Annotated in this window: 20 protein-coding genes; 16 read left to right on the forward strand and 4 right to left on the reverse strand. The window is 53.9% G+C overall.

Annotated elements, in window-relative coordinates:
• The first annotated feature begins 281 nt into the window (after positions 1 to 281).
• The 3 genes from ABJG22_RS02440 to ABJG22_RS02450 are packed head-to-tail and all read left to right on the forward strand — an operon-like array spanning position 282 to position 4,196.
• The gene (locus ABJG22_RS02440; protein WP_348018640.1) at positions 282 to 1,868 is read left to right on the forward strand and encodes a toll/interleukin-1 receptor domain-containing protein; all 1,587 of its coding nucleotides are present in this window, start codon (positions 282 to 284) and stop codon (positions 1,866 to 1,868) included.
• A 24-nt stretch (positions 1,869 to 1,892) separates the two neighbouring features.
• Positions 1,893 to 2,699: a hypothetical protein gene (locus ABJG22_RS02445; RefSeq protein ID WP_348018641.1), complete on the forward strand. Its 807-nt coding sequence runs from the start codon at positions 1,893 to 1,895 to the stop codon at positions 2,697 to 2,699.
• A 9-nt stretch (positions 2,700 to 2,708) separates the two neighbouring features.
• Positions 2,709 to 4,196 (forward strand): tetratricopeptide repeat-containing protein, encoded by a 1,488-nt coding sequence (locus ABJG22_RS02450; RefSeq protein ID WP_348018642.1) that lies wholly within the window; start codon positions 2,709 to 2,711, stop codon positions 4,194 to 4,196.
• An 11-nt stretch (positions 4,197 to 4,207) separates the two neighbouring features.
• Here ABJG22_RS02450 and ABJG22_RS02455 read toward each other — a convergent pair whose 3' ends face one another.
• Complete coding sequence (locus tag ABJG22_RS02455; protein WP_348018643.1) at positions 4,208 to 4,861, reverse strand: Crp/Fnr family transcriptional regulator; 654 nt, start codon at positions 4,859 to 4,861, stop codon at positions 4,208 to 4,210.
• 316 nt (positions 4,862 to 5,177) lie between these two features.
• Here ABJG22_RS02455 and kduI point away from each other — a divergent pair, with 316 nt between their 5' ends.
• The 4 genes from kduI to ABJG22_RS02475 all read left to right on the forward strand — a co-directional run bounded on the left by kduI (position 5,178) and on the right by ABJG22_RS02475 (position 8,866).
• Positions 5,178 to 6,014: a 5-dehydro-4-deoxy-D-glucuronate isomerase gene (gene kduI / locus ABJG22_RS02460; protein WP_348018644.1), complete on the forward strand. Its 837-nt coding sequence runs from the start codon at positions 5,178 to 5,180 to the stop codon at positions 6,012 to 6,014.
• The gene (gene kduD, locus ABJG22_RS02465; protein WP_348018645.1) at positions 6,014 to 6,781 is read left to right on the forward strand and encodes a 2-dehydro-3-deoxy-D-gluconate 5-dehydrogenase KduD; all 768 of its coding nucleotides are present in this window, start codon (positions 6,014 to 6,016) and stop codon (positions 6,779 to 6,781) included. Before kduI ends, kduD begins: the two co-directional genes overlap by 1 nt.
• A gap of 91 nt (positions 6,782 to 6,872) precedes the next feature.
• Positions 6,873 to 8,297: a carboxylesterase family protein gene (locus ABJG22_RS02470; RefSeq protein ID WP_348018646.1), complete on the forward strand. Its 1,425-nt coding sequence runs from the start codon at positions 6,873 to 6,875 to the stop codon at positions 8,295 to 8,297.
• Positions 8,298 to 8,344: 47 nt separating this feature from the next.
• The gene (locus ABJG22_RS02475) at positions 8,345 to 8,866 is read left to right on the forward strand and encodes a hypothetical protein (RefSeq protein ID WP_348018647.1); all 522 of its coding nucleotides are present in this window, start codon (positions 8,345 to 8,347) and stop codon (positions 8,864 to 8,866) included.
• A 19-nt stretch (positions 8,867 to 8,885) separates the two neighbouring features.
• Here the strand turns inward: ABJG22_RS02475 and ABJG22_RS02480 are convergent, their stop codons facing one another.
• Positions 8,886 to 9,905 (reverse strand): alpha/beta hydrolase, encoded by a 1,020-nt coding sequence (locus ABJG22_RS02480; RefSeq protein ID WP_348018648.1) that lies wholly within the window; start codon positions 9,903 to 9,905, stop codon positions 8,886 to 8,888.
• A 4-nt stretch (positions 9,906 to 9,909) separates the two neighbouring features.
• A complete protein-coding gene (locus ABJG22_RS02485; protein WP_348018785.1) occupies positions 9,910 to 11,286 on the reverse strand; it encodes a pectate lyase in 1,377 nt (458 codons plus the stop codon).
• A gap of 237 nt (positions 11,287 to 11,523) precedes the next feature.
• Between ABJG22_RS02485 and ABJG22_RS02490 the strand changes: the two genes are divergently transcribed.
• Entirely contained in the window at positions 11,524 to 14,277 is a 2,754-nt protein-coding gene (locus ABJG22_RS02490; protein WP_348018649.1) for a TonB-dependent receptor, read from the forward strand.
• Between the two features lie 189 nt (positions 14,278 to 14,466).
• Here the strand turns inward: ABJG22_RS02490 and ABJG22_RS02495 are convergent, their stop codons facing one another.
• Positions 14,467 to 15,519: a LacI family DNA-binding transcriptional regulator gene (locus ABJG22_RS02495; protein WP_348018650.1), complete on the reverse strand. Its 1,053-nt coding sequence runs from the start codon at positions 15,517 to 15,519 to the stop codon at positions 14,467 to 14,469.
• Positions 15,520 to 15,709: 190 nt separating this feature from the next.
• Here ABJG22_RS02495 and ABJG22_RS02500 point away from each other — a divergent pair, with 190 nt between their 5' ends.
• The 8 genes from ABJG22_RS02500 to ABJG22_RS02535 all read left to right on the forward strand — a co-directional run bounded on the left by ABJG22_RS02500 (position 15,710) and on the right by ABJG22_RS02535 (position 22,947).
• Positions 15,710 to 16,498, forward strand: a complete 789-nt coding sequence (locus ABJG22_RS02500) for a 2-keto-4-pentenoate hydratase (protein ID WP_348018651.1) — start codon at positions 15,710 to 15,712, stop codon at positions 16,496 to 16,498.
• Positions 16,499 to 16,610: 112 nt separating this feature from the next.
• Complete coding sequence (gene eda / locus ABJG22_RS02505) at positions 16,611 to 17,264, forward strand: bifunctional 4-hydroxy-2-oxoglutarate aldolase/2-dehydro-3-deoxy-phosphogluconate aldolase (RefSeq protein WP_348018652.1); 654 nt, start codon at positions 16,611 to 16,613, stop codon at positions 17,262 to 17,264.
• 15 nt (positions 17,265 to 17,279) lie between these two features.
• Positions 17,280 to 18,311: a sugar kinase gene (locus ABJG22_RS02510; RefSeq protein WP_348018653.1), complete on the forward strand. Its 1,032-nt coding sequence runs from the start codon at positions 17,280 to 17,282 to the stop codon at positions 18,309 to 18,311.
• Between the two features lie 53 nt (positions 18,312 to 18,364).
• Positions 18,365 to 19,411, forward strand: a complete 1,047-nt coding sequence (locus ABJG22_RS02515) for a TRAP transporter substrate-binding protein (RefSeq protein WP_348018654.1) — start codon at positions 18,365 to 18,367, stop codon at positions 19,409 to 19,411.
• Positions 19,404 to 19,934: a TRAP transporter small permease gene (locus ABJG22_RS02520; protein ID WP_348018655.1), complete on the forward strand. Its 531-nt coding sequence runs from the start codon at positions 19,404 to 19,406 to the stop codon at positions 19,932 to 19,934. Before ABJG22_RS02515 ends, ABJG22_RS02520 begins: the two co-directional genes overlap by 8 nt.
• Complete coding sequence (locus ABJG22_RS02525; protein WP_348018656.1) at positions 19,934 to 21,214, forward strand: TRAP transporter large permease; 1,281 nt, start codon at positions 19,934 to 19,936, stop codon at positions 21,212 to 21,214. The genes ABJG22_RS02520 and ABJG22_RS02525 overlap by 1 nt, the downstream gene beginning before the upstream one ends.
• 112 nt (positions 21,215 to 21,326) lie before the next feature.
• Entirely contained in the window at positions 21,327 to 21,842 is a 516-nt protein-coding gene (locus ABJG22_RS02530) for an RNA polymerase sigma factor (RefSeq protein ID WP_348018657.1), read from the forward strand.
• 97 nt (positions 21,843 to 21,939) lie between these two features.
• Positions 21,940 to 22,947 (forward strand): FecR domain-containing protein, encoded by a 1,008-nt coding sequence (locus ABJG22_RS02535; RefSeq protein ID WP_348018658.1) that lies wholly within the window; start codon positions 21,940 to 21,942, stop codon positions 22,945 to 22,947.
• Positions 22,948 to 23,069: the final 122 nt, after the last annotated feature.

Raw genomic sequence — 23,069 nt, forward strand, 5'->3', positions numbered from 1 at the left:
GACCCCAACGGCCCGCCTTTTGATGTATGAGAAGTTAAAATTCTATAGCGGCCTGCCAATCACCAACCGTTGTTTCCAAACGAGTTGTTCCGGTGTAATAGTTTATCATTCACGATACTTACGCGAACTAAATTTTAGAAATATTTCATGAAATCACCATGTTAAAACGGGGTCCGTCATTATAATTATTCGATATTCAAAGATTGAGTAAATAGACAATATAATCTCCGATTGAATTATAGTTTACAATATGATTACTATTGCACCCATGAGGGGTGTTGATGGAGTCGGGGTCTTCCGCGCATGATGAAATATTTGCTGATCGCTTTCGGGCGTTTGTCAGCTATAGCCATGCGGACGCCAAGGTGGCGCGGAGACTTCACCGGAAGATAGAAAATTATCGCCTGCCCGCGCGGATCACCGATGGTCTGGAAACGGCGGGTGGTGGGCTGGCCAGTCGTCGGCTTGGTAAGATATTCCGGGATCGCGAAGATTTGCCCGCCGCGCAGGATCTTTCGGAGGCGGTGAAGGATGCACTGTCCCGCTCCGAAGCACTGATCGTACTCTGTTCGCCCGATGCGCAGGCTTCCCCTTGGGTGGCGCAGGAAATCTCATTGTTCCGCTCGCTCCATCCGGAGCGCCCGGTGTTAGCGGCGCTAGTACGTGGCGAACCCGAAGAGGCCTTCCCAGCAGCATTATCAGAAGGCGCGGAGCCGCTGGCGGCGGATCTGCGCAAGGAAGGCGATGGCTGGCGGCTGGGCTTTCTGAAGATTGTCGCGGGCATTGCCGGTGTCCCGCTCGACGCGCTGGTCCAACGCGACGCCACCCGCCGGATCCGCCGCGTGATGGCGGTCACGGGCGGCGCGCTGATCGCGCTGCTAGCCATGATCGGGATGACAGTATTCGCACTCCAGTCGCGCAACGAAGCGCAGCATCAGCAAGCCGAAGCCGAAGGGCTGGTCGAATATATGCTGACTGATTTGCGAACCGAGTTGAAGGGCGTCGGCCGGCTCGACGTGATGACCAAGGTCAACGAACGGGCGATGGACTATTATGAGGACCAGGGCGACCTGTCCGAGATGCCGGCCGAAAGCCTAGAGCGGCGCGCGCGGATATTGCACGCTATGGGTGAGGATGATGAAAAGCGCGGGGGTCTGCATAGGGCGCTCGAGAAATTTTCCGAGGCGCACCGGGTGACGGAGGCATTGTTGCAGAGGGATCCGGAGAATCCGGACCGGGTTTTCGGGCATGCGCAGAGTGAATATTGGGTTGGGTATATTGCTTATCTGCTGAAAGACTGGGGGACGACTGAAATCCATTGGCAGCAATATAAACTGCTTGCTGATCAGTTGATTAAAAAGGACAGTGCAAATTTGGGTTGGCTTCGTGAAGCGGGCTATGCAGACGGTAACTTGTGTACGCTTGCTTTACAGCGGGAGGACAAGAGAACTAACCCGATAGAAACTTGTATGTCTGCCTTGAAATCTATTGAGCAGGTTTCCGAAGGCTATTCAAATGATACCCAATCCCAAATAGATTTGGCAAATCGCTTTGCTTTCATGGGTGATGCTTTCGGTGCCATTGGCCAATCAACGAAAGCGACTGTCTGGTACAGACGTCAGGATGACTTATTGTCAAAAGTCTTGAAGCAAGAACCGAAGAATATGACTGTTCTCGACGCCTTGACACGTTCCAAAATGACTCTGTCGGAAGCGTTAGAAAAAAATGGCCAGTTTAAAGAAGCTCAAAACTTGAATAGACAAGCATTGTCGCTTGCCTATCAGATAGTTTCCAAGGACCCTGACAATAAAAGATGGGATATATGGTTAAGTAGAATAAAAGAATTAGAGAATAAACTTCATAAATAGGCCCACAATGAACAAGAGGTAAGTATGTTTATAGAAACATTTACAAATAAAGTTGCATCTGGACTTTCAACCTTAGGTGTGCAAGTTTTTTCGAGTGGGACCTTACGCCCCACAACTACAGTATCCGGATTAGCGCCCGATATGATTCGCTACTTTGAATTGGACTTCGATATTGTCGACGGTATATCTCTCAAATATACAGATTCTGCGATCGAAATCGTGTCTGACTGGCCAGAGGCTTACCAGAAGATTGCAGAGTCAATGAGAGTAGACAATTTCCCGCCACATGGAACTTCGCATCGAAGCCGGGTGCTGCCGCATTGGGATAGCGCTAAACCTAATGGATATCGAGATCGAAGCCCACTTGCACTAAGAATGCCTACTAATAAGGAGCCGCCGTCTCCCACTGAACCGAAAATAGAAATATCCGAACGGTGTTTGTATGTAATAAAGCTGGCCTCAGGTAGAGAACATAGTGGAATAAAGTGGAGATATTCTACGATTTTTTCTCCGATCACCGTTGGTGAAAAGGGTTCGATAATGGATAAGCTGTTCTCGGATACCCAGCTGTTGTATCTGAAGGATGGAAGGCTTGCGCCCCAAATACCGCTCAATGATGAGCTCCCAATAGGCGCAAAACCCTATGAGAGCACTAATTGGGCTTGCTTCATGTTCAATTGCGCGGAAGCAAGAAATTTCTACAAGGACGGGAAGTTTGTGGCACGGTTTAATATTCATGTCGAAATCAACGACAAGAATGATCTGGCCAGATATATTCCCATCATAATCGATCCAGATGTTGGACACCCTGGCGGTAATAGTGGCGGTTGACTAATTTTTATGACCCCTCTCCATCAAATCCTCTCCATAGCCCGCGCGGGTAACCCCGCGCGGGCTTGGGCGTTGTTTCAGTCTGCTGGCTGGGACGCGCGCGCCGATGACCGCAAAGCGCTCACTCTAAAAGGTCGCCTGCTCAAGGATCAGGCGAAGGTTGCTGATGGCGCCGAGCGCACCCGGCTTTATGGCGAAGCGGCGGAGGCTTATGCGGCTGCTGCTGTGTTGGAGCGGGATAGCTATCCGCTGATCAATGCCGCGGCGCTGGCGCTGCTTGGCGGCAAGCCAGAACGGGCGCGGTCGCTTGCGCAAGAAACCCTGGCGCTGCTGGAGAGCGATCCCGATCAGGGCGAAAATGCCTATTGGCGCGCGGCGACGCGGGCGGAGGCTTTGTTGTTGCTGGGGGACGAAACGGGTGCCCGTGCGGCGCTCGCAGACGGGATCGCGAAATTACCGCAGGCTTGGGAAGATCATGCCGCGACCATCGGCCAGTTTGCGCTGATACTCGCGGAGCAGGGCAAAGATGCTACTTGGCTTGACCGGCATCGTCCGCCACCCAGTCTCTATTTTAGCGGTATTATCGGGCTGGATGAGACAGATCCGGCCATCCTTCAGGATATCGATGAGATTATCGCGCGCGAAAAACCAGGCTTCGGCTTTGGCGCGCTGGCGGCGGGGGCGGACATATTGATTGCCGAGGCGCTGCACAAGGCGGGCGCGGAGCTCCATGTCATATTGCCCTATCCGGTGGACCGCTTTCGCGATCTGTCGGTTGCGCCTTTTGGGGACCATTGGGTTGCTCGCTTTGACGCGCTGATTGCGGTGGCCGCCAAGCTGGATGTGTTGACCGAATTGCCGGATGAAGAAGAGCCGTCGATTGCGGTTGCGGTGGAATTGGCTGATCTGGTCGCCGTCGGCCAATCTATCCGCAACGCCGTAGTGTTGCAAAGCAAACCCAAGGCGCTGACGATTACCGGCGTTGGCGATCAACCGCGTGGCCAGCATCTGGTCTGGGCCGATACGGGCCATGATCAATTTTCTATATCGGTTGCCCGCAAGGTGGATCACCAGTCGGTCACCGCGCCCTCAAATGAAGAAACCAGAGAGATTTCCGCGATTCTTTGGGTCGCTGGTCTGGATCAGGATGGGCTGTCATCAGCACCTGGGGCTGGCGACGGTTTTGAATCAGCTGGGGATGCACATTATCAGATTTCAACCGATCCAGCGGCCTTATTGTCAACCGGTCTATCGCTGTTGCATCATGATGCTGATCGCCGCGTCAGCTTACTCATCGACATTATGGACCCTCGCCAGCCTGCGGCCTCTTTGCTGGAGCAGGCCAGTGATATGGCGCGGGCTTCACGCGGGGAATCGATATTGACCGACTATAAATCCGCCATGGTCTTGCGGTCGCAATCTGCTGAGCAGGTGATTGAGGAGATAGGCGAATTGCAAACCGCTCATGGTCCGTTGTCCTTATGGTCTGTTGCCTAAACGGCAGCGGTTCAGATCACCAGTTCTTCGAGCAAGCCGCGTGATACGATCTTTAGCCGTTCTTCATCGCGTTGGATGATACCCCGGCGTTCCAACGCACTAATCGCTCGCGAACCGGTTTCCCGCGTAGTCTGGGCGGATAAAGCGAGCGCCGCGATTACCGGTGGCGGGGATATTCGACCTTCTTCCCCCGCTGTGCGCAGTAATTCGGCGTAGACGCGGCCATTGGCGGTCAGCGTGATGCGCGCGGCCATACGGTCGAGTACAGCATTATATTGCCGCCCCAATATTTTGGATAGACCGCTGCCAATCCCTGCTTCTTCCTGCAATAGTGCTGTCATCTTGGCGGTTGGAATCTCGAGCACGGACAATCGGTCTTGCGCGGTGATATCGGAAATTACGGCTTGTTCATGCGGGAAAGTACCAAAGAGCTCGCCTGGGCCGTGGGAAGCAAGCAATTGGATTTGGCCATCGATCCCGATGATCTGTAGCTGTGCCCGTCCGTGGAGCACGATCCAAAGCTTTGCACCAATGTCACCTTGATGGATCAATATGTCTTTGTGACGATAGGTAGCAAAGGACATAGCGGCATTAAGCTTTTCTGCATCGGTCTGCGAACATGCAAAAAAAGATTCAAGAGCCGCTAAGCGATCAGTAATGTCCATTCAAATCCATTCTTTGCGATGTTACATCACGATAACAGGAATCGCGGTATGATCAAATCAGCAAGCCATTTTTCAAGCTATCTGCTTTGACAACAGCATATCGTTCACAGCCGCTTACGCCCCATATTCACCAGCCGGCTGCATCTTCTGGCGGTGTTGGGCTTTACTTGTAATCTGAAAATTTTATCACTCAATCATTGCAATTGGGAGAGAATGTTTGCCGGAAATATGACCGAAACCTTCTATTGACACCGGTTACCTAATTGCGTAACGGCATCTTATCGACGGCACCACACAATAGTTACGAGGCTCAAATATGTTCCAGAAAACCTATCATGCAACCCATCCAGATATGATGGAATCTGTCGACAATGATGCGCTTGTTGATCGGCATTTGGTGCAGAACATGTTTGAGGACGGAAAAGTCAATTTGAACTATTCGCATAATGAACGCTTTGTCATTGGCGGAGCCGTGCCCAATGGTGGTGCGCTGAAATTGCCCGATCAGACCGAACCGGAATCAGCGGCGGGCCATCCTTTTCTGGAACGCCGCGAGATGGCTGCCGTTAATATCGGCGGCATTGGCAAGGTGACGGTTGATGGCCAGATTTTTGAAATGGGCAATAAGGAATGCCTCTATATTCCGATGGGGTCCAAGGATGTGACCTTTGAAGGAGATGGTGCGCGCTTCTATCTGGCATCGCTGCTCGCCCATAAAATTTGCCCGATCAAGCATATCACATTGCAGGAGGCCAACCCGTTAGACCGGGGGGATCTCGCCAATTCGAACCAGCGGACCATTTATCAGCTGGTCATTCCCGGGGTTTGCGAAAGCGCGCAATTGTTGCTGGGCCTGACGGTGTTGGAAGAAGGCAGCGTGTGGAACACCATGCCGCCGCATCTGCACGACCGTCGCAGCGAGATTTACATGTATTTTGACATGCCCGAAGAAAGCGACCGTGTTTTCCACTATATGGGCGAGCCGGAAAGCATGCGGCATATCGTGATCGCCAATGAAGAAGCGGTGATCAGCCCGCCATGGTCGATCCATATGGGGTCTGGCACCAAAAAATATGCCTTCATTTGGGCAATGGGCGGTGAAAATCTCGACTATACCGACATGAATGTTCTCGACATTTGTCAGCTGAAATAATGGATATGTTCAACCTCACCGGGAAAACAGCCGTTGTAACCGGCGCCAATACCGGCATCGGTCGGGGCATTGCGCTGGCGCTTGCCGAGGCAGGCGCGAATATTGCCGCTGTGGGTCGCTCGCCGGCCACCGAGACCGTCGAAAAAGCGAAGGCGCTTGGTTCCGATGCGGAGATTATCTCGGCCGATTTGTCATCGACCGAGCCGGTCCAGCGCATCATCGATGAGACCAAGGAAAGATTCGGCAGCATTGATATTCTCGTCAACAATGCCGGAACGATCCGCCGGAACGATGCCGTCTATTTTTCCGAGGACGATTGGGACGTGGTGATGGACACGAACCTGAAGAGCTTGTTCTTCCTGAGCCAGGCCGCAGGGCGTGAGATGATCGCCGCGCATGAGAGCGATGGTCGTATCGGCAAGATTATCAATATCGCTTCCATGTTGACTTTTCAGGGCGGCATCCGCGTGTCCAGCTACACGGCGTCGAAATCAGGCGTGGGTGGGCTGACCAAGCTTCTGGCAAATGAATGGGCTGCAAAGGGCGTGTGTGTGAACGCTATTGCGCCGGGCTATATCGCCACCAACAATACGGCCGCCTTGCAAGCGGATGAAGATCGCAACCGCCAGATTATGGAGCGGATACCGGCGGGCCGCTGGGGCGATCCGTCGGATGTCGGTGGTGCCGCCATCTTCCTGGCATCAGATGCATCCAACTATGTGCAGGGGCACATACTCGCGGTCGACGGTGGTTGGCTCGCGCGTTAGATTTCGTCCGAACCGCCGGGTTGTTCTTGGCGGGATCGGGGCCGCTGTCCTGACCGCTAGCGGTGTCCAGGCAACGACAATAGCTTTTCCAATGATAGAAGCGCCGGCTGGCCGCTATGTCGGAAGTTTCGCATATGACGTCGCTGAGCCAGCAAAAAGCAAAGTCAGGCGTTTTGTCGGCATACGCTATGCCCGCGCGGACCGCTTTCGGGCGCCGCAGCCGGTCTTGGTTGCCGAGCAGACAGCGGACAGAGAATTTGGTCCGGTATGCCCCCAGCGTGGCCAGAGATATCAGCCGCAATCAGAGGATTGCCTGTTCCTGAATATCTGGACCCCCGCTGCGGCTTCTCACCAAGCGCGGCCGGTCATGGTCTATTTCCACGGCGGCGCTTATGCGTCGGGAAGCGTGACTGATCCCGTCAATGACGGCACCGATTTGGCGGCACAAGGTGACGTTGTGGTGGTCACGGTCAATCACCGGCTCAATGTTCTGGGCTATCTCTATCGGCCTGATCGTTTTCCCGGCAGCGGCAATAATGGTCAGCTGGACCTGATCGCGGCGCTGCAATGGGTCCAGCGCAACATCAACGCCTTTGGTGGTGATCCCGATAATGTTACGGTCTTCGGCCAGTCTGGTGGTGGCGCAAAAATCGCAACGCTCATGGCTATGCCCGCGGCCAAGGGACTGTTCCACAAAGCCATTACCATGTCCGGCCAGCAGGTGACCGCTTCGGGCCCACTGAATGCAGGGAAGCGCAGTGCTGCGTTTCTCGCGGCACTGGGTGAAGATGTGGATCCAGAAACGGCCGCCGTTGACCGATTGATGCGCGCGCTATCCGCAACCGACCCGATATTGGGTGGTCGCCTTTACATGGGACCGGTGCTGGATATGCGGCATTTGATGCGCCACCCGTTCTGGCCAGATGCCGCGCCGCAATCGAGCCATATTCCGATGATGCTGGGCAACACGATCATGGAAAGCCGGGCGTTCTATCGTTTAAACAAACCGCCGATCGCCGACTTGACGATGGACAATCTGGCCGAGCGGATTGCGCCGCAGATGCGGGTCGACATACGGCCCGACTGGGTGGTGTCACAATTTCGCAACCGCTACCCCGAGGCAAAGCCACTTGAGCTATTCCATCGCATTGTTACCGCGGCGCGCAGTTGGCGTGGGCAGGTGGAAGAGGCGGAAGCGCGGGCAAGACCTAGTGCGCCGTCCGCTGATCGTACCTTTGTCTATCAGCTGGATTTTGCGCAGGCCAAACATACCGATGATATTGCGCTGTCTTTCGGGACCATGATCAACCCCACCGCCGAGCAACAGGCGATGAGCGACAAGATGATGGTAGCCTTCGTGCGGTTCGCGAGAACCGGGAACCCCGGCTGGGCGCCTTATGATCTCGCATCACGACAGACGATGATTTTTGATGAGAATAGCCGGGTCGAGGAAGACCCACGAAAATGGGAAAGGCAAATATTTGCGACGGTTCCCTATATTCAGCCGGGAAGCTGAAGCGGCATGAGTTCACAATTTGATAGTGCGATAACAGGAGAGAGAGAATGAAATATCTGATCACAATGACAATTGGCTGCGCAGCATTGGCGGCCTGTTCACCATCAGAACAGGATGCGGGCGAATCCGCGATATTGGATGCAGGACCAGAAGCGACGATTACCAAAGTCGACGATGTTCCCGAAGCGGTGCGGTCCACCGCCTTGTCCAAAATTCCCGGGATGGTGATCCTGGAAGCTGAACGCAAAGAACGCGACGGCATGGTCTTTTACGATGTCGAAGGAACGCGGCCCGATGGCAGCGAGGTCGAGCTGGATATGTTGGAGGAAAATGACGGCTATGTGGTGGTCGAAGTGCAGCGCGATATAGCATGGACCGATGTGCCGGAAGATGCCCGTGCCGCTGCCCCTTCAGGTCTGTTCGCCCCGGTGCGCGTGATCGAGAGCGTGCAGCAGGACGGAACGATCATTTACGAACTGTTCGAAGACGGAAATCCAAAAGAACCATCTGCAGAAATTGCGGTGAAAGACGGCAAGGCTGAAATGCTGACGGAACGCTGGAAATATTGACGGCGAACGGCTGCTGTTTTCAAGTCAGCTTGTTTGCATGCAGCCAGTTCCAGAGCAATTCTGGCCAAATAGATACGGGTAGACCTGCCGTTTTCATGAGCCCGAAGCCGTGCGCACCCTGCGCAAAATAATGGGCCTCTACCGCAGCTCCGATGGCGCTCGCGGCTTCGTGCAGCCGTTTGCTGTTGGCGATAGGCACGATGTCATCGTCCTCGGCATGCAGCAGAAACAGGGGTGGCATATCGTCCCGGACATTTTGTTCGGGCGAATATCGCTCGGTCATGGCAGGATTGGGGTGTGCCCCGATCAAGCGATCGCGGCTACCAACATGGGTGATAGCCGGGTCCATTGATACGACCGGATAGATGGCGATGACCGCATCCGGGCGAGCGGATGCACCATCCGCTAGGTCGACGGGATCATAGACGGCGGCATCGAAACGCGTCAGCAGGCTGGTTGCGACATGGCCGCCAGCCGAAAAACCAATGAAGGCCATTTTGTCGGGGTGAATATGGTCTTGCGTCGCGCGTGCGCGGACCATGCGAACCGCGCGCTGTGCGTCGACAAGCGGTACATCATGGGCATCTGCCCAGCCGTCGCCGGGCAAGCGGTAGAAAAGAACATAGACGGTAACACCGCGTTCGCGCAGCAGCCGGGCCAGCTCATAACCTTCCTTGTCGACCACGCAGTAGCGATACCCACCACCGGGCGCGATGATGGCAGCCGCCCCATTGGGCGTGGCGGGTCGAAAGATCTCCAGCCTCGGGTTGGTTATATATTGAGCGATGCGGTCGCTAGCGAGCGGATCATCGCTGCGCTGCACGATCTGTTCTGACAGGCCTTTTGGAATGGTCAGGTGGTGTTCGGGCCATAGGGATATAATTTCATCCGGCGCAATATTGGCGGGCCGATTCCATCTTGTCGTTGGACCGGATGAACGATCAGCAAGTTGGGCGTATAGCGAGTCATTGCGGACGACAAGGCTCGCTATACCGGTCAGAAGCGCGGCCTTAAAAAGGTCGCGCCTTCGTAATCCCATCGCCCTACTGCTTCGTCGTGCGCATGGCTGCATCCCGATCGCTCAGCCTTTCTTGCGGCGCTGGAGCGGACTGGCCGGGATAAAGACCGGACAAGGGTTCCATCGTCGCAATGTCCCATTGGCTTTCATCAAATGGCATCCGCACCGGAGCGGTCACTTCGGGATAGCCGCTCACCTCATTCTCGTCGTCGATGATCTCGCCGCGGCCCTCGGCCACGTAGAATAATATCCGGATTTCCTCATTATCACGGGCCCACGGTCTTGCGCCTACGTTTGCCAATACGGATGTTTCTACGTCACGCGCGGGCAGAATCTGCATATCGCTAGTCGATGCCATTGGCTCCTGAACGGTGATCAGTTCGGCACGGGTTTCTCCATAGCGTCCAAACATCGGAAGCGGCTCGCCCTGTCTATCAACGGCGATATTATCCTCTTCATAATATTTGAGATCGCCATCGCCACCCAGCATCAGAAAGGGCAGGCGGGGATTGGTATCATTGCCGCCCCGCATCACATTGCCGATCGCACTAATCTCTCCGGCCACATATTCATGGCCGGCCCATTCGAGATTCATAAGGTTGTAATGCACCGCTCGATGCTGCGGATTATAGATGAAGTTATTGACCATCAATGCCTGTGCGCCGCCTTTTATCAGCGGACTGCGCTCAACATTATGCGCCCAAAGGTTCCGGTAGAATACCATGCCAGTAACATTGTCATGGATTAAAGATCCTTTGCTGTGCTCGCCTTTCGGGTGGCTGGCATCGGCCAGCCCTTCAGCGGCCAAATTGTTGGAGAAGGTAATGTTGCGACTGGTACCTGCGCGCCATTCTTCCAACGTTTTGCCGGTGAAGCGAGGGCCGGAAGCGGACATGTTTTCGTCGACCGCCCATAGTAAAGTACAATGATCTACAATCACATTTTTAGCGCTGACGGTTGAAATGGCGTCGGCTTCCCAACCGCTTCGTTTCGGTTGACCGTCGACACCTGTGTAGACCCGCAAATGGCGGATCACGACATCATGTGTTCTCACGTCAATACCGCTGCGAATGATCGTGATGCCGGGTCCCGGAGCGGTCTGCCCCGCGATCGTTAGAAAAGGTTCTGCGATTGTCAGATTGTTTCTTTCCATGTCGATCACGCCGCCAACTTCAAAGACAATGATTCGCGGCCCCTGTGTCTCGATGGCTGCTTTTAATGACCCCGGACCGTCTGAGGCGAGCGTCGTGACGCGAATGATCTGACCGCCTCGGCCGCCAATGGTTTGCGCCGCCGGACCAACCGCGCCGGGGAAAGCGACCTGGTTTTGCGCGAAAGAAGGGGAGGCCTGAAAGCTGACTATTCCGGCCAAAACGAGCAAAATTTGCAGTGATATCTTTATCAATTTACATCTCCTATAATTCTCTCTTGACATAAGTTTTCAAAAGCAGCAATAAGAATGACACCGGTTACCATAAAAGTTCCGGTATGGGCCGTAGAAGATTTCAACGACACACGACCATTGTTTATCGCAGAAATACTGTCACTCATTACAGCCAGACAGTTGTTTTTGCCAAAGAAGTAACCGGTGTCATTTAGGCTGGTACTTATGGGTAGGAAAGTTTTGGGAGGATATATTATGAAAAATGGTTTTGCAAATTCCCGCCGTAAAGTCGCCGCTGCGCTTGCTTGCAGTGCCTCGATTGCCGGCTTGCTCGCAACTCCGGCTTATGCACAGGACGGTGAGCAGAATGCGGATGGTGATGATGTTATTGTCGTCACCGGCTTCCGCGGTAGCCTGAACGCGGCACTGGACGAAAAGCGCCTCGAAACAGGCGTTGTCGACGTCATCAAGGCAGAAGATATTGCGGATTTCCCTGATCTAAATCTTGCGGAGTCGTTGCAAAGAATTCCCGGTGTCGCGATTGACCGTCAAGCAGGCGAAGGACGACGGGTTACGGTTCGCGGACTGGGCGGTGACTTCACACGCGTCCGGATTAACGGCCTCGAAGCTATCTCTACCAATGGTGGTTCGGATGCGTCGGGCGGAACCAACCGCACACGCTCGTTCGATTTCAACGCATTTGCCTCGGAACTGTTCAATGAGTTGAAAGTGCGCAAAACCCAGTCGGCCTCTATCGAAGAGGGTTCGCTGGGCGCCAATGTGGAACTGAATACCGGTCGGCCATCTGACTATGGTCCGGGCCTCACGGGCGCGATTTCGGCGCAGGGTTTCTACAATGATCTTTCTGAAGATCTCGGTCCCCGGATTGCAGGCTTGTTGTCCTTCACAAATGAAGATGAAACATTCGGCGCGCTTGTTTCGGTTGCATATTCTGACCGCAACATTCGCGAAGAGGGCTTCTCATCGGTTCGGTTTGATGATTTGGGAACGTTCCGGTCTGCCAATGGTGAAATTTGTGCAGGCAATCCCGTAGGCGGTGCATGTGAAGAACTCCGCAACGCTTATTATGCGCGTATTCCTCGCTATGGACGGCTGGATTATCAGCAAGAACGTCTCGGTCTTACCGGTTCGCTGGAATTTAATCCGAGCGACCGTCTGAGCGTGAGTTTTGACGGACTCTATTCGAAATTCAACGGCGTGCGCGATGAGGAATTTCTAGAAGCATTCGTGCGGGGTAACACAGATAATTTTGATGTGACCGCCTATGATATCAATTCCGACGGCGTGATCACGCGGTTGGTTGCGAATGTTCAACCCGATGCCGGAAATGGTCTTGTGCCGATCCGCAGCGAACATCGTCAGGATAGATTGTCCAACGAATATTATCAGATTACCGGCCGCGTCAAATATGATGTAACCGACAGTCTGCAATTTGATATTCTTGGCGGGCTTTCCGTATCGGACTTCAATGTGCCACAACAGGCGACGATATTCTTTGACGCTGCCAGCCCGGTCAATGGTTATTCCTACGACTTTACCGGCAGTCTTGAAACGCCCGCGATTGGTTTTGGTGACTTTGACGTTACCAACCCGGCATCATTCCTGTTCACGCAGTTTCGGAACCGTCCACAGGGTGTGAAAAACACCTATGATACCATACAGCCGAACCTCGTTTGGGAAGCCAATGACAATATCACGCTGAGAGCGGGTTATAGTTATAAGAAGTTCGAATTCTCCACTTTCGAAGGACGGGCAGAAGGCAGCGTTGATGGCTTGGCCGGCTTCGCGGCGGCTCCCGTAGTGTCGGATGCGATCGCTGGACTGGTGACCGATTACGGCAGCGGCCTTGGTGTTTCTGGCATTGATAATTCGTGGGTGTCGGCGAATTTTGACGCAGCTGTCGCTTTGATTGATCTGTTCAGCATTGAGCCGGTTCAACGCCTTCAAGATACCCGCAGCGTGGTCGAAACAGATCATGGTGGTTATGTTCAAGCCGACTTTAATTTTGAATTGGGTTCCTTGCCGGTGCGCGGTGACTTGGGTGTGCGCTATGTCGAAACCCAAACGTCATCGACGGGTTTTGTGGGCTCTACGAATGTGACTTTAGACCGTAAATATGACGACTGGTTGCCATCGCTGAATCTCGTGATCGAGCCTGCTTCGAATCTTGTTATTCGTGGCGGTGTATCGCGTGTTATGGCGCGGCCAACGCTGGGCAATCTGACGCCAGGCGGTTCGATCGATTCTTTCAATGGTCCTCCATATGTATTGAATCTGGGTAACCCGGGCCTCGATCCTTTCCGGGCTTGGACCTATGATTTGAGCTTTGAATGGTATTTCCAGCCGGAAAGTCTTTTGGCCCTCTCGTTGTTCCGGAAAGACGTTAGTTCTTTCTTCGTGGAGAGCGATACCATTGAAACGACGTTCAGTCAGACGGGCTTGCCAGACAATGTGGCCTCACCAACTAGCCCTCTGGGTATCGATCTCGCGAATGGATTGGATCCCCGTGTTGATGTGAATCAGCGCGTGAATGGCGGTGATGCAAAAATTGAGGGCTTTGAAGTTGTATTTCAAACGCCGTTCACTTTTCTGCCAGGCTTGTTCGAAAACTTCGGTGTGACGGCAAACTACACCTATGTGAAATCTGATGACATCATCGGCTTCTCACCGCACTCGCTCAATACGACGCTATATTATGAAGATGATAAATTTAGTGCTCGGATCACGGGGGCTTATCGGGACAAATATCAAACACGGCGTCCCAATGCGAGTGGCCGAACGGAAGGTCGGGAAGAACGCGGTGTTGCATCCACTTTCAATCTCGATTTCTCGACATCTTATCAGGTAACCGAAAAACTGTCGGTCACATTTGAGGCGATCAACATTACCGACGAGTTTGAACATCAAACCTTCGACCAGTTAGAGCTGCCAACGCTCTACCATCATACGGGTCGCAACTTTTTGATAGGAGCACGGTATAATTTCTAGGAAGTTTCCCGGTTCCTAGAGTTCTACGAACTGATCAAAGCTTATAGCTCCAGTTCAAAAAGCCATTGATTGGTTCGTCAGCGAGAGGCCGATTTCCACTCTTCCGGAAATCGGCCTTTTCCTTGTCCGGAGCTCGTAGTTTCTCTGTCGATAAATGTGGGCGCGTAAATATGTACTGCGCTCTAGGCGCTATTTTTTTGGCGCTGCTACCGATTGTCGCTCGATAAACTTGGAAGGAAGCATCGCATATTCGGGATCTTTGATATCCGGAACCGGCGGTAGAAAATCGGAAACCAGCATATGGGCTGCGTGCGCGCCCATTTCGCGTATCGGCCAACGCACGGTGCTCAGGCGAGGCCAGATGTGGGTGGCCGTCGGGGAATCGTCAAAGCCGATAATCGACAATTGTTCGGGTACCGAAATGCCGTTACCTAGCGCGACTTGCATGACACCTGCTGCCATTTCATCATTGCTTGCAAATATCGCGGTTGGTCGGTCTTTGAGCGACAATAATCTTTCGCCTGCCTCAGTCCCTGAATCGATACGATAATTGCCCTGCGCAATAAGTTCGTCCGGCATCGTCAAGCCCGCTGCTGCCAAGGCATCTTGAAAGCCCAGTTCGCGTTCTTTTGCCGATCGAAAACCCTGTGGTCCCCGAACAAAACCGATGCGGCGATGCCCCAGATCGATCAATTCCCGACAGGCTTTTTCAACCACTTCCCGGTCGTTGGAAGAAATGCATCGCCCGGGATCATCGAGCGTCGCAGAGCCGATCCGGACATAGCGGACGCCCAGAGATTGGCACAATTCGGTCAGATCATCATTTTCGGAAATGGGCGGTAACAGAAGAGCGCCGATCGGCCGCTGCTTCTCCAGAAAAACTCTAACATTTTCCAGCATATCATCCGAGCCGCGATTGACCGGTCGGACCAGAAGCGCCAAATCACTATCCTTGATCGCATCCAGAACGCCATTCTGGAAATTAAGCACGGTTTGCGCATTCGGATTATCATGCAGCAGTACGATTAGAAAATTTCGTCGAAAGGCCAGGGCCCGCGCTTGCGGGTTTGGGACAAAGCCCAGCTTATCAATGACCTTTTTGACTTTCTCTCGGGTCTTTTCGCTGATCAGAGGGGATTCATTGATAACGCGGCTGACTGTCTTTTTGGATACGCCGGCTAAGGCGGCAACATCATTGATCGTCGGCTGCTTTGTTTTCGAACGGTTCGCTCTTGTGGGCATTCAGAAAAATCCGTGTGTTGATCGGCTCGTATCTCTAAACCGACAGGGCAATTTCCAGCGTATATTTCCAGCGGCATAGCGCAAAGCCATCATTTCGTCGACAGCTTGTTGAAATCCAATAGAAACGAAACATACTTGTTTTTGACACCGGTGTCTATTAAGGAAAATAGGGCAAAGAGGAAATATCGCCATGCAAGAAAATTTGGGACATCAATCTATCGCGAAAGCTTTTGTTGAAGCGCGCAAGGCGGCGTCCATATTGCACTCCTATCCCGGCGACATTCCGCAATCGATGGATGATGGCTATGCTATTCAGGATATCGCAATTGCCCTCGATGGCCGTCAGATCGGCGGCTGGAAAGTCGGGCGCGTGCCACCAAATCACGTCGAGAAATTTGCTGCCGAGCGGTTGTCGGGACCGATTTTTGTCGATGAAATTGCGTATGAATCGGATGGTGATGGTCCCGAGATGCCGATTTTCGATGACGGATTTGCTGCCGCTGAAGCCGAAGTTCTGCTGCGCTTGGGGTCGGTGCCTGACGGAGAATTTAACATTGATACGATCGGGCAATATATTGATGATGTTCGGGTCGGAATTGAAATCGCTAGCTCGCCTTTTACGGGAATCAATGGATATGGGCCGGCGGTAACAGTCTCTGATTTTGGCAATAACAAGGGTATTGTTCTCGGGGCTTCGATACCGGGATGGCGCGACGCGGATCTGCTCGCGATGCCGGTCAGTCTGGACATTGACGGGGAAACCGTGGGTTCCAATAATATGGGCGAGATGCTGGACGGACCATTTGGTTCGGTCGTTTTTCTGCTCGAACTGTTGAAGAAACGGAACATCGTCATCACCCCGGGCATCTGGGTTTCGGCAGGTGCCATTACCGGGGTGCATGACGTCGCGAGCGGGCAGACCGTCAAAGCAAAATTTGGAGATGATCTGGAAGCTGCCTGCAAATTGGTGGCGATCTAGAGGGCAAATAAGGGGCTGGCTGGCGGTGATGATGTTGCGCGGTATTTTGGATATATCGCGCCCCATCTGAGCCCATATTTTGAGATAGCCGACATGAGACAGGAATGATGAAATGAGCATGGATATTGCCGAGCAGTTGAATGTTAGGCTGGCTGCTGCCCCAGTCGTACCGCTGATCGAAGCGAGCGATCCTGACGTCGCCATTGCCACCGCAAAGGCTTTACATGCTGGCGGATTGAGCGTGGTCGAACTGGTGCTGCGAACGGACGCGGCTCTGGAATGTTTGTCCGCTATCATCGCCTCAACGTCGGATATCATTGTTGGTGCGGGCACTGTCCTCACAGTCGAGCAGGCCAAGGCGGTCGAAGCGCGCGGCGCACAATTTGTGGTATCCCCAGGACTGGTGGATGAGGTGGCTAAATTTTGTATCGGGGCCGGATTGCCCTTTTACGGAGGGACTATGACCGCTGGCGAAGTCCAGCGGGCCTATGCGCTGGGATTGCGGACCGTGAAATTTTTCCCCGCAAAGCTTGCCGGTGGGGTGCCGATGCTCAAGGCGCTCAGCTCGGTATTCCGCGACATGCATTTCATGCCGACTGGTGGTGTATCAGCCAATAATCTCTCAGAATTTTTGGCACTGCCATCGGTCATTGCCTGCGGCGGGAGTTGGCTGACGCCAAAGGATCTTATCGCGGCAGGTGATTATGACGCCATCACAAGATTGGCGCAGGAAGCTGTCGAAATCGCCCGCCGGACGCGAGCATAAGGAAGGATAAGAGATATGGCTGAATTTCTGTCATTTGGTGAAATCATGTTGCGGTTGAAGTCGCCGGGGCATGAGCGCTTTTTCCAATCTCCCGCGTTTGAAGCGACCTTCGGTGGCGGTGAAGCCAATGTGGCGGTCGCGCTGAGCAATTACGGTCTGTCCTCTGCTTTTGTAACGGCGCTTCCCGATAATGCTATCGGGCAGCACGCTATCAATGAAGTGCGACGCTTTGGCGTAGACACTTCGATGATCCGGCGCAGCGGTGATCGGGTTGGTATCTATTATTTGGAATCAGGCGCAAATCAGCGGCCGTCGAAAGTGGTCTATGACCGGGCACACAGTGCGATTTGCGAAGCGGGTCCGGGCGATTTTGACTGGCCGACGATTTTTCAGGGCGCAAAATGGCTGCATATTACCGGGATTACGCCTGCGCTGAGCCAGTCTGCCGCCGACCTGAGTCTGGAATGCGTCAAAGAAGCGAAGAAGGCCGGGGTGACGGTGTCTTGCGATTTCAACTTTCGGGGCAAGCTTTGGAAATATGGCAAGACAGCACCGGAAGTGATGACTGAGCTCGTGCGATATGTGGATATCGGCATTGCCAATGAAGAAGACTGTCAGAAATCGCTCGGCATCAGCGTTGATGTCGACGTCGAGACCGGTGAGCTTGATACGGCAAAATATGAAGCGCTGTCGGAGAAAGTTCTCGAGCTTTATCCCGATATGCGCACCATTGCGATCACACTCCGGGAAAGCCATAGCGCCGATCGCAATGGCTGGTCCGCCTGTTTGCGTGACCGCGCGCAAGGGTTCAAGCTTTCCCGTCACTACGAGATTACCGATATTGTCGACCGCGTTGGCGGCGGCGACAGTTTTGCCTCGGCGCTGATTTATGGCCTAAACGCTTATGATGACAAACAGCAGTCGCTGGAATTTGCTGTGGCGGCAAGCTGCCTGAAGCATAGTATCCTTGGCGACTTCAATCGGGTCAGCGTCGATGAAGCCGAGAAGCTGATGGCTGGGGATGGTTCGGGAAGAGTGCAACGCTGATTGTGGAAGCGGTGAGTAAAGGCTGCTTTGCGTAGCCGAAGGGAGGGGCGATAGTGCGTTACCGAGAGAAAAAGATGGCCGGGTTCCTGACGCTGGGGCAGCAGGGCGGTTTTTCGCGGCGGCAATTGCTCGCCACTGGCTTGGCAGCAACGGTACTTTCCGGTTGCGCAAAAGAGCCGGGCATGGTGTTTCGGACGGCCGAGTTTCATCCAAAAGACTATCCGACATCCATGGCGATCACCGAAATGGGGCGCTTGATGGAAGGCTATTCAGACGGCAAGCTTTCGCTGAAACTCTACGCCGGTAGCCAATTGGGTGCGGAACGGGACACGCTTGAAATGACAACCTTTGGCGGGATTGATATCAATCGGGTCAGCCTGGGTCCGCTCAATTCGATAGAGCCTATGACCAATATTCTGGGCCTTCCCTTCCTGTTCAATAATGTCGCCCATATGCGCTATGCAATGGACGGAGCGCCGGGACAGCAAGTGCTTCGTGCGCTGGATTCCCATGGTCTGATCGGCCTGTGCTTTTATGATTCAGGCGCGCGATCATTCTACAACACAAAGCGCCCCATTAGAACGCCGGACGATATGGCGGGCATGAAATTCCGGGTCCAGAACAGTGATCTTTATGTCTCGCTGATCCAGGAATTGGGCGGCAATCCGACACCCATGGCATTGGGCGAAGTGTACCAGTCGCTGGTGCAAGGTGTGATCGATGGAGCGGAGAATAATTGGCCATCCTATTATGAAGGACGGCATTTCGAGGCGGCAAAATATTATAGTCTGACTCGTCATGTTATCGCGCCGGAAGTGCTGGTCATGTCGAAACAGCGTTGGGACATGCTTTCTCCCGCCGAGCAAGAAATTGTCCAGAAGTCCGCGCGAGAATCCGTGCCCTATATGCGCACATTATGGGACGCAAAAACGCTGGAAGCGGAAAAGGCGATCCGGGCCAGCGGTGTGCAGGTCAACGAGGTGGATGATCAGCAGGCCTTTGTCGAACGGGCGCAACCTGTGTGGAGCCAATATATCAGAACAGCGGCCGAACGAAATCTCGTCGACGCAATAACCGAAATGGGGGCGGGTCATGCTTGATCATATTACAGCGTTTAACGCGCGATTGAGTCGGGTGATTTTATGGGTAGCCGCTGCCGGGCTAGTCGCGATGACCTTGATTATCGGCTGGCAGGTTTATGCACGCTATATCCTGAACGCCAGCCCCAGCTGGTCGGAGCAGACTGCGCTTTTGCTAATGATATGGTATGTCGTCCTCGCTTCTGCCGCCGGATTTAACCAAGGCTTTCATATCCGGATCATGGCCTTGCAAAATGCGCTGCCCGAAAATGTTGCCCGGATCATGCGTCTGATTGCCGAGCTGGTTGTTATCGGCTGTGGTTTCATGATGCTGATATGGGGCATTGAACTTACCAATATCATTTCCAGCCATGTCATTCCTTCACTGGGTATCTCCCGTTCCTGGGCCTATTTGCCGCTACCGATTGCGGGCGCCGCGATCATATTATTCTGCACCACGCGATTTGTCGGGGAATTGATGCGGCCCGGCTGGACGGCGGAGAAACCGATTGAATCCGCCTTGCACGGCGAAGGAGAAATCTGATGGAGCTATTCATTCTGCTCGGTGTTCTTCTGCTATTGCTGGCCTTGGGCGTGCCGGTTGCTTTTGCTTTGCTTACGGCAAGCGCGGCGGCTTTGCTCGCGCTCGATATTCCGCTTGCGGTTTCCCTGCAGCGCATGGCCGCGGGGATTAGCGTCTTCTCGCTGATGGCTATTCCCTTTTTCATTTTCGCGGGCGATCTCATGTATCGTTCGGGCATCGCCGGCAGGCTCGTCGATATTGCCGAGGCTTCACTGGGTCGCGCGCGGGGCGGGCTTGGACAAGTCAATATTGGTGCGTCGATGCTGTTCGGTTCGGTATCAGGGTCTGCCATTGCCAATGTGTCTGCGATGGGATCGACGATTTCGCCGCTCATGGAACAGCGCGGCTATGATCGGGACTATGCCGCCAATGTGAATATCACGGCCGCGATTGTCGGTCTGCTCATTCCGCCATCGCATAATATGATTATCTATGCGGCGGCGTCGGGAACCGGTGTTTCCATTGGTGATCTGTTCCTGGCTGGCATCATCCCCGGCATATTGACCGGCGGCATGTTGATGGCGGTGGCATGGCTGGTGGCCAGAAGGCGCGGCTATCCAGCAGGTATATTTCCGGGATGGCGCCTGTTCCTGCGCGCCGTTCTTTTCGCGCTTCCCGGATTATTGACCGCGGTGATTATCATCGGCGGGATATTGAGCGGTATTTTTACGGCTACGGAATCATCCGCTGTGGCAGTGCTCTACACGATCATGGTCGGCGTTCTGGTATATCGGACGATCGGATTTCAGAAATTTGTTGAATCAGCAATTTCGTCGGTCCGGATTACCGCCATGGTGCTGTTGATTATCGGCGCGGCAGGCAGTTTCGGCTATGTGTTGGCCATATTAGAAGTGCCGACCGATCTGGCGAGCCTGATCAGTTCATTGACCAACAATCCCATATTGGTGTTGCTGCTGATCAATGTCATATTGCTTCTGCTCGGAACATTCATGGATATGTCGCCGCTGATCGTAATCACCACGCCGATATTCCTGCCGATTGTCAGTGTGCTGGGTATTGATCCGGTGCATTTCGGGGTGATCATGATGCTCAATCTTGGGATCGGATTGGTAACCCCACCGGTGGGATCCGTGCTTTTTGTTGGTGCGGCCATTGGCAAGATTTCCGTCGAACAAACGATGCGGACAATTTGGCCCTTCTACCTCACACTGATCTTTGCGCTCTTGCTGATCAGCTATATTCCTTCTCTGTCGATGGCGTTGCCCAATCTGATGAAATAGCGATCCGACGCGGATGGCGGTTCATCCGGCCTACGGTCATATAAGCAAACAAGGGCTCGTCCTTATTGCAAGTCATTCGCAACTGCTGTAATGACTATGTGGTCAATCAGTCATGTCTATAAACTCCAATGCCTTGTCGCGTCTGTTGCTTTCAGAACGCCAATCTCTGCTCCGACAGGTCAGCCGGCTGGTTGGCCGGGATGGTGCGGAGGATGTCGCACAGAAATTATGGCTGAAGGTGCAGGCGGTTCGAGATGATTCACCGATTCTCAACAAGCGCGCCTATTTGCGGCGGCTCGCCCACAACGTCGCTGTTGACCATATCAAGAGCGATCAGCGGAAGACGGCAGTGGCTCAGCATGCGGAAGCGTTGCTATGGGGGCAGGACCATGAACTGGGTCCCGAGCGTATTGTGGAATCGCGCGAAACGCTTCAGCGTGTCCGAGAGGCTTTGGCGAACCTTCCCGAACCGACACGCACCATATTGCATCTCACGCGCATGGAAGGCCTGACCCAGCGTGAGACGGCGGAGCGTGTAGGCGTAAGTTCTACGACGGTTGAAAATCACCTGCGCCGGGCGTTGGCGCAACTCGCTCGTATCCGGGATGGAGAGGCGGACGAGCAATAAATATTCCGAAAGCAGCTTGGGAAAAGGGCGGTTGGTTCCGTCTAATGTTTAAGGCATCCCGAAATAGGGCCGCTGTCAGATCCATATATAATCAGCAATGAAGAAGCAGACCATTTCCATATCCGAACCAAATATCAAACACGCGCGGTCTGACTTAGGCGAACGCGCGCAATATTGGATTGTTCGCCTCGCTTCGAAGGAAATGGACAAGCCGGAGCTGGAACAGTTGGAAGCATGGCTGGCGGAAGATGAAAGTCATGCCCATGCTTTTGCTCGAGAGCGTGCGCTGTGGCAGGATTTGGATGTTGCCGCCGATAGTCCCAACGAAGGTAAGGCATCAACGCCCAATGTGCGCTCGACTGCCTGGCAGAGGCGTCCGCGCCTTTCCCGCCGGCGCCTTGCTCGGGTCGTGCCCCTAGCGCTGGCCGCTAGCGTCTTCGCTCTGTTCTTGGGCCCGACATTGCTGATCGAAATGCAGTCCGATTTCCGTACGGCGGCCGGAGAGACGCGCAATATTGCGCTGTCGGATGGCTCGACCGTGGTGCTGGATAGCGCGACTGCAATTGCCGTAGACCTGGAAGAGGACATCCGTGTCGTGCGTCTGTTGGAAGGGCGTGCATGGTTCGAAGTGCAACATGAATCCCGGCCGTTTTTGGTCGAAGCGATGAATGGGCTAACACGTGATATCGGCACTGCCTTTGAAGTTCAGAGAGCCGAAGATACGGTCCAAGTCTCCGTGACCGAAGGCGCCGTTGAAGTGCAGGGCCAAGCTGCTGATGTGGCCCTTCCCCTTAAGGCTGGGGAACGGGCTCGCTACACGGATACGGGCGTGGTTCCGCTCTCCTCTCGTCCTGTTGCGGCATTGGCTTCATGGCGCAATGGTGAGCTAATGCTCGACCAACAGCGCGTGGATGATGCCATTCATCAAATTGCCCGCTATCGCGCTGCGCCGGTTTGGCTGTTCGGCGACTTCGACGCTCTTCCCGCGGTCAGCGGCGTATTTTTGATCTCTCGGCCCGACGAGGCGTTGGAAACAATAGCCGGCATGCGGGATTTACAACTGGTTGAATTGCCCGGCGGCGCTGTACTCATACGCCCGATGTAAAATAAATTTGCTGCCACCGTTGGGAAAAGCCCCTCGACATCAGTCTACCTTCTGACATCTAGTGCGATTGACTCGCATTAGCGATAATAGGAGCGCCAAACGACTTGGTGCTGCGAATGCTT

Source organism: Parasphingorhabdus sp., assembly GCF_039939955.1.
Lineage (GTDB): Bacteria > Pseudomonadota > Alphaproteobacteria > Sphingomonadales > Sphingomonadaceae > Parasphingorhabdus.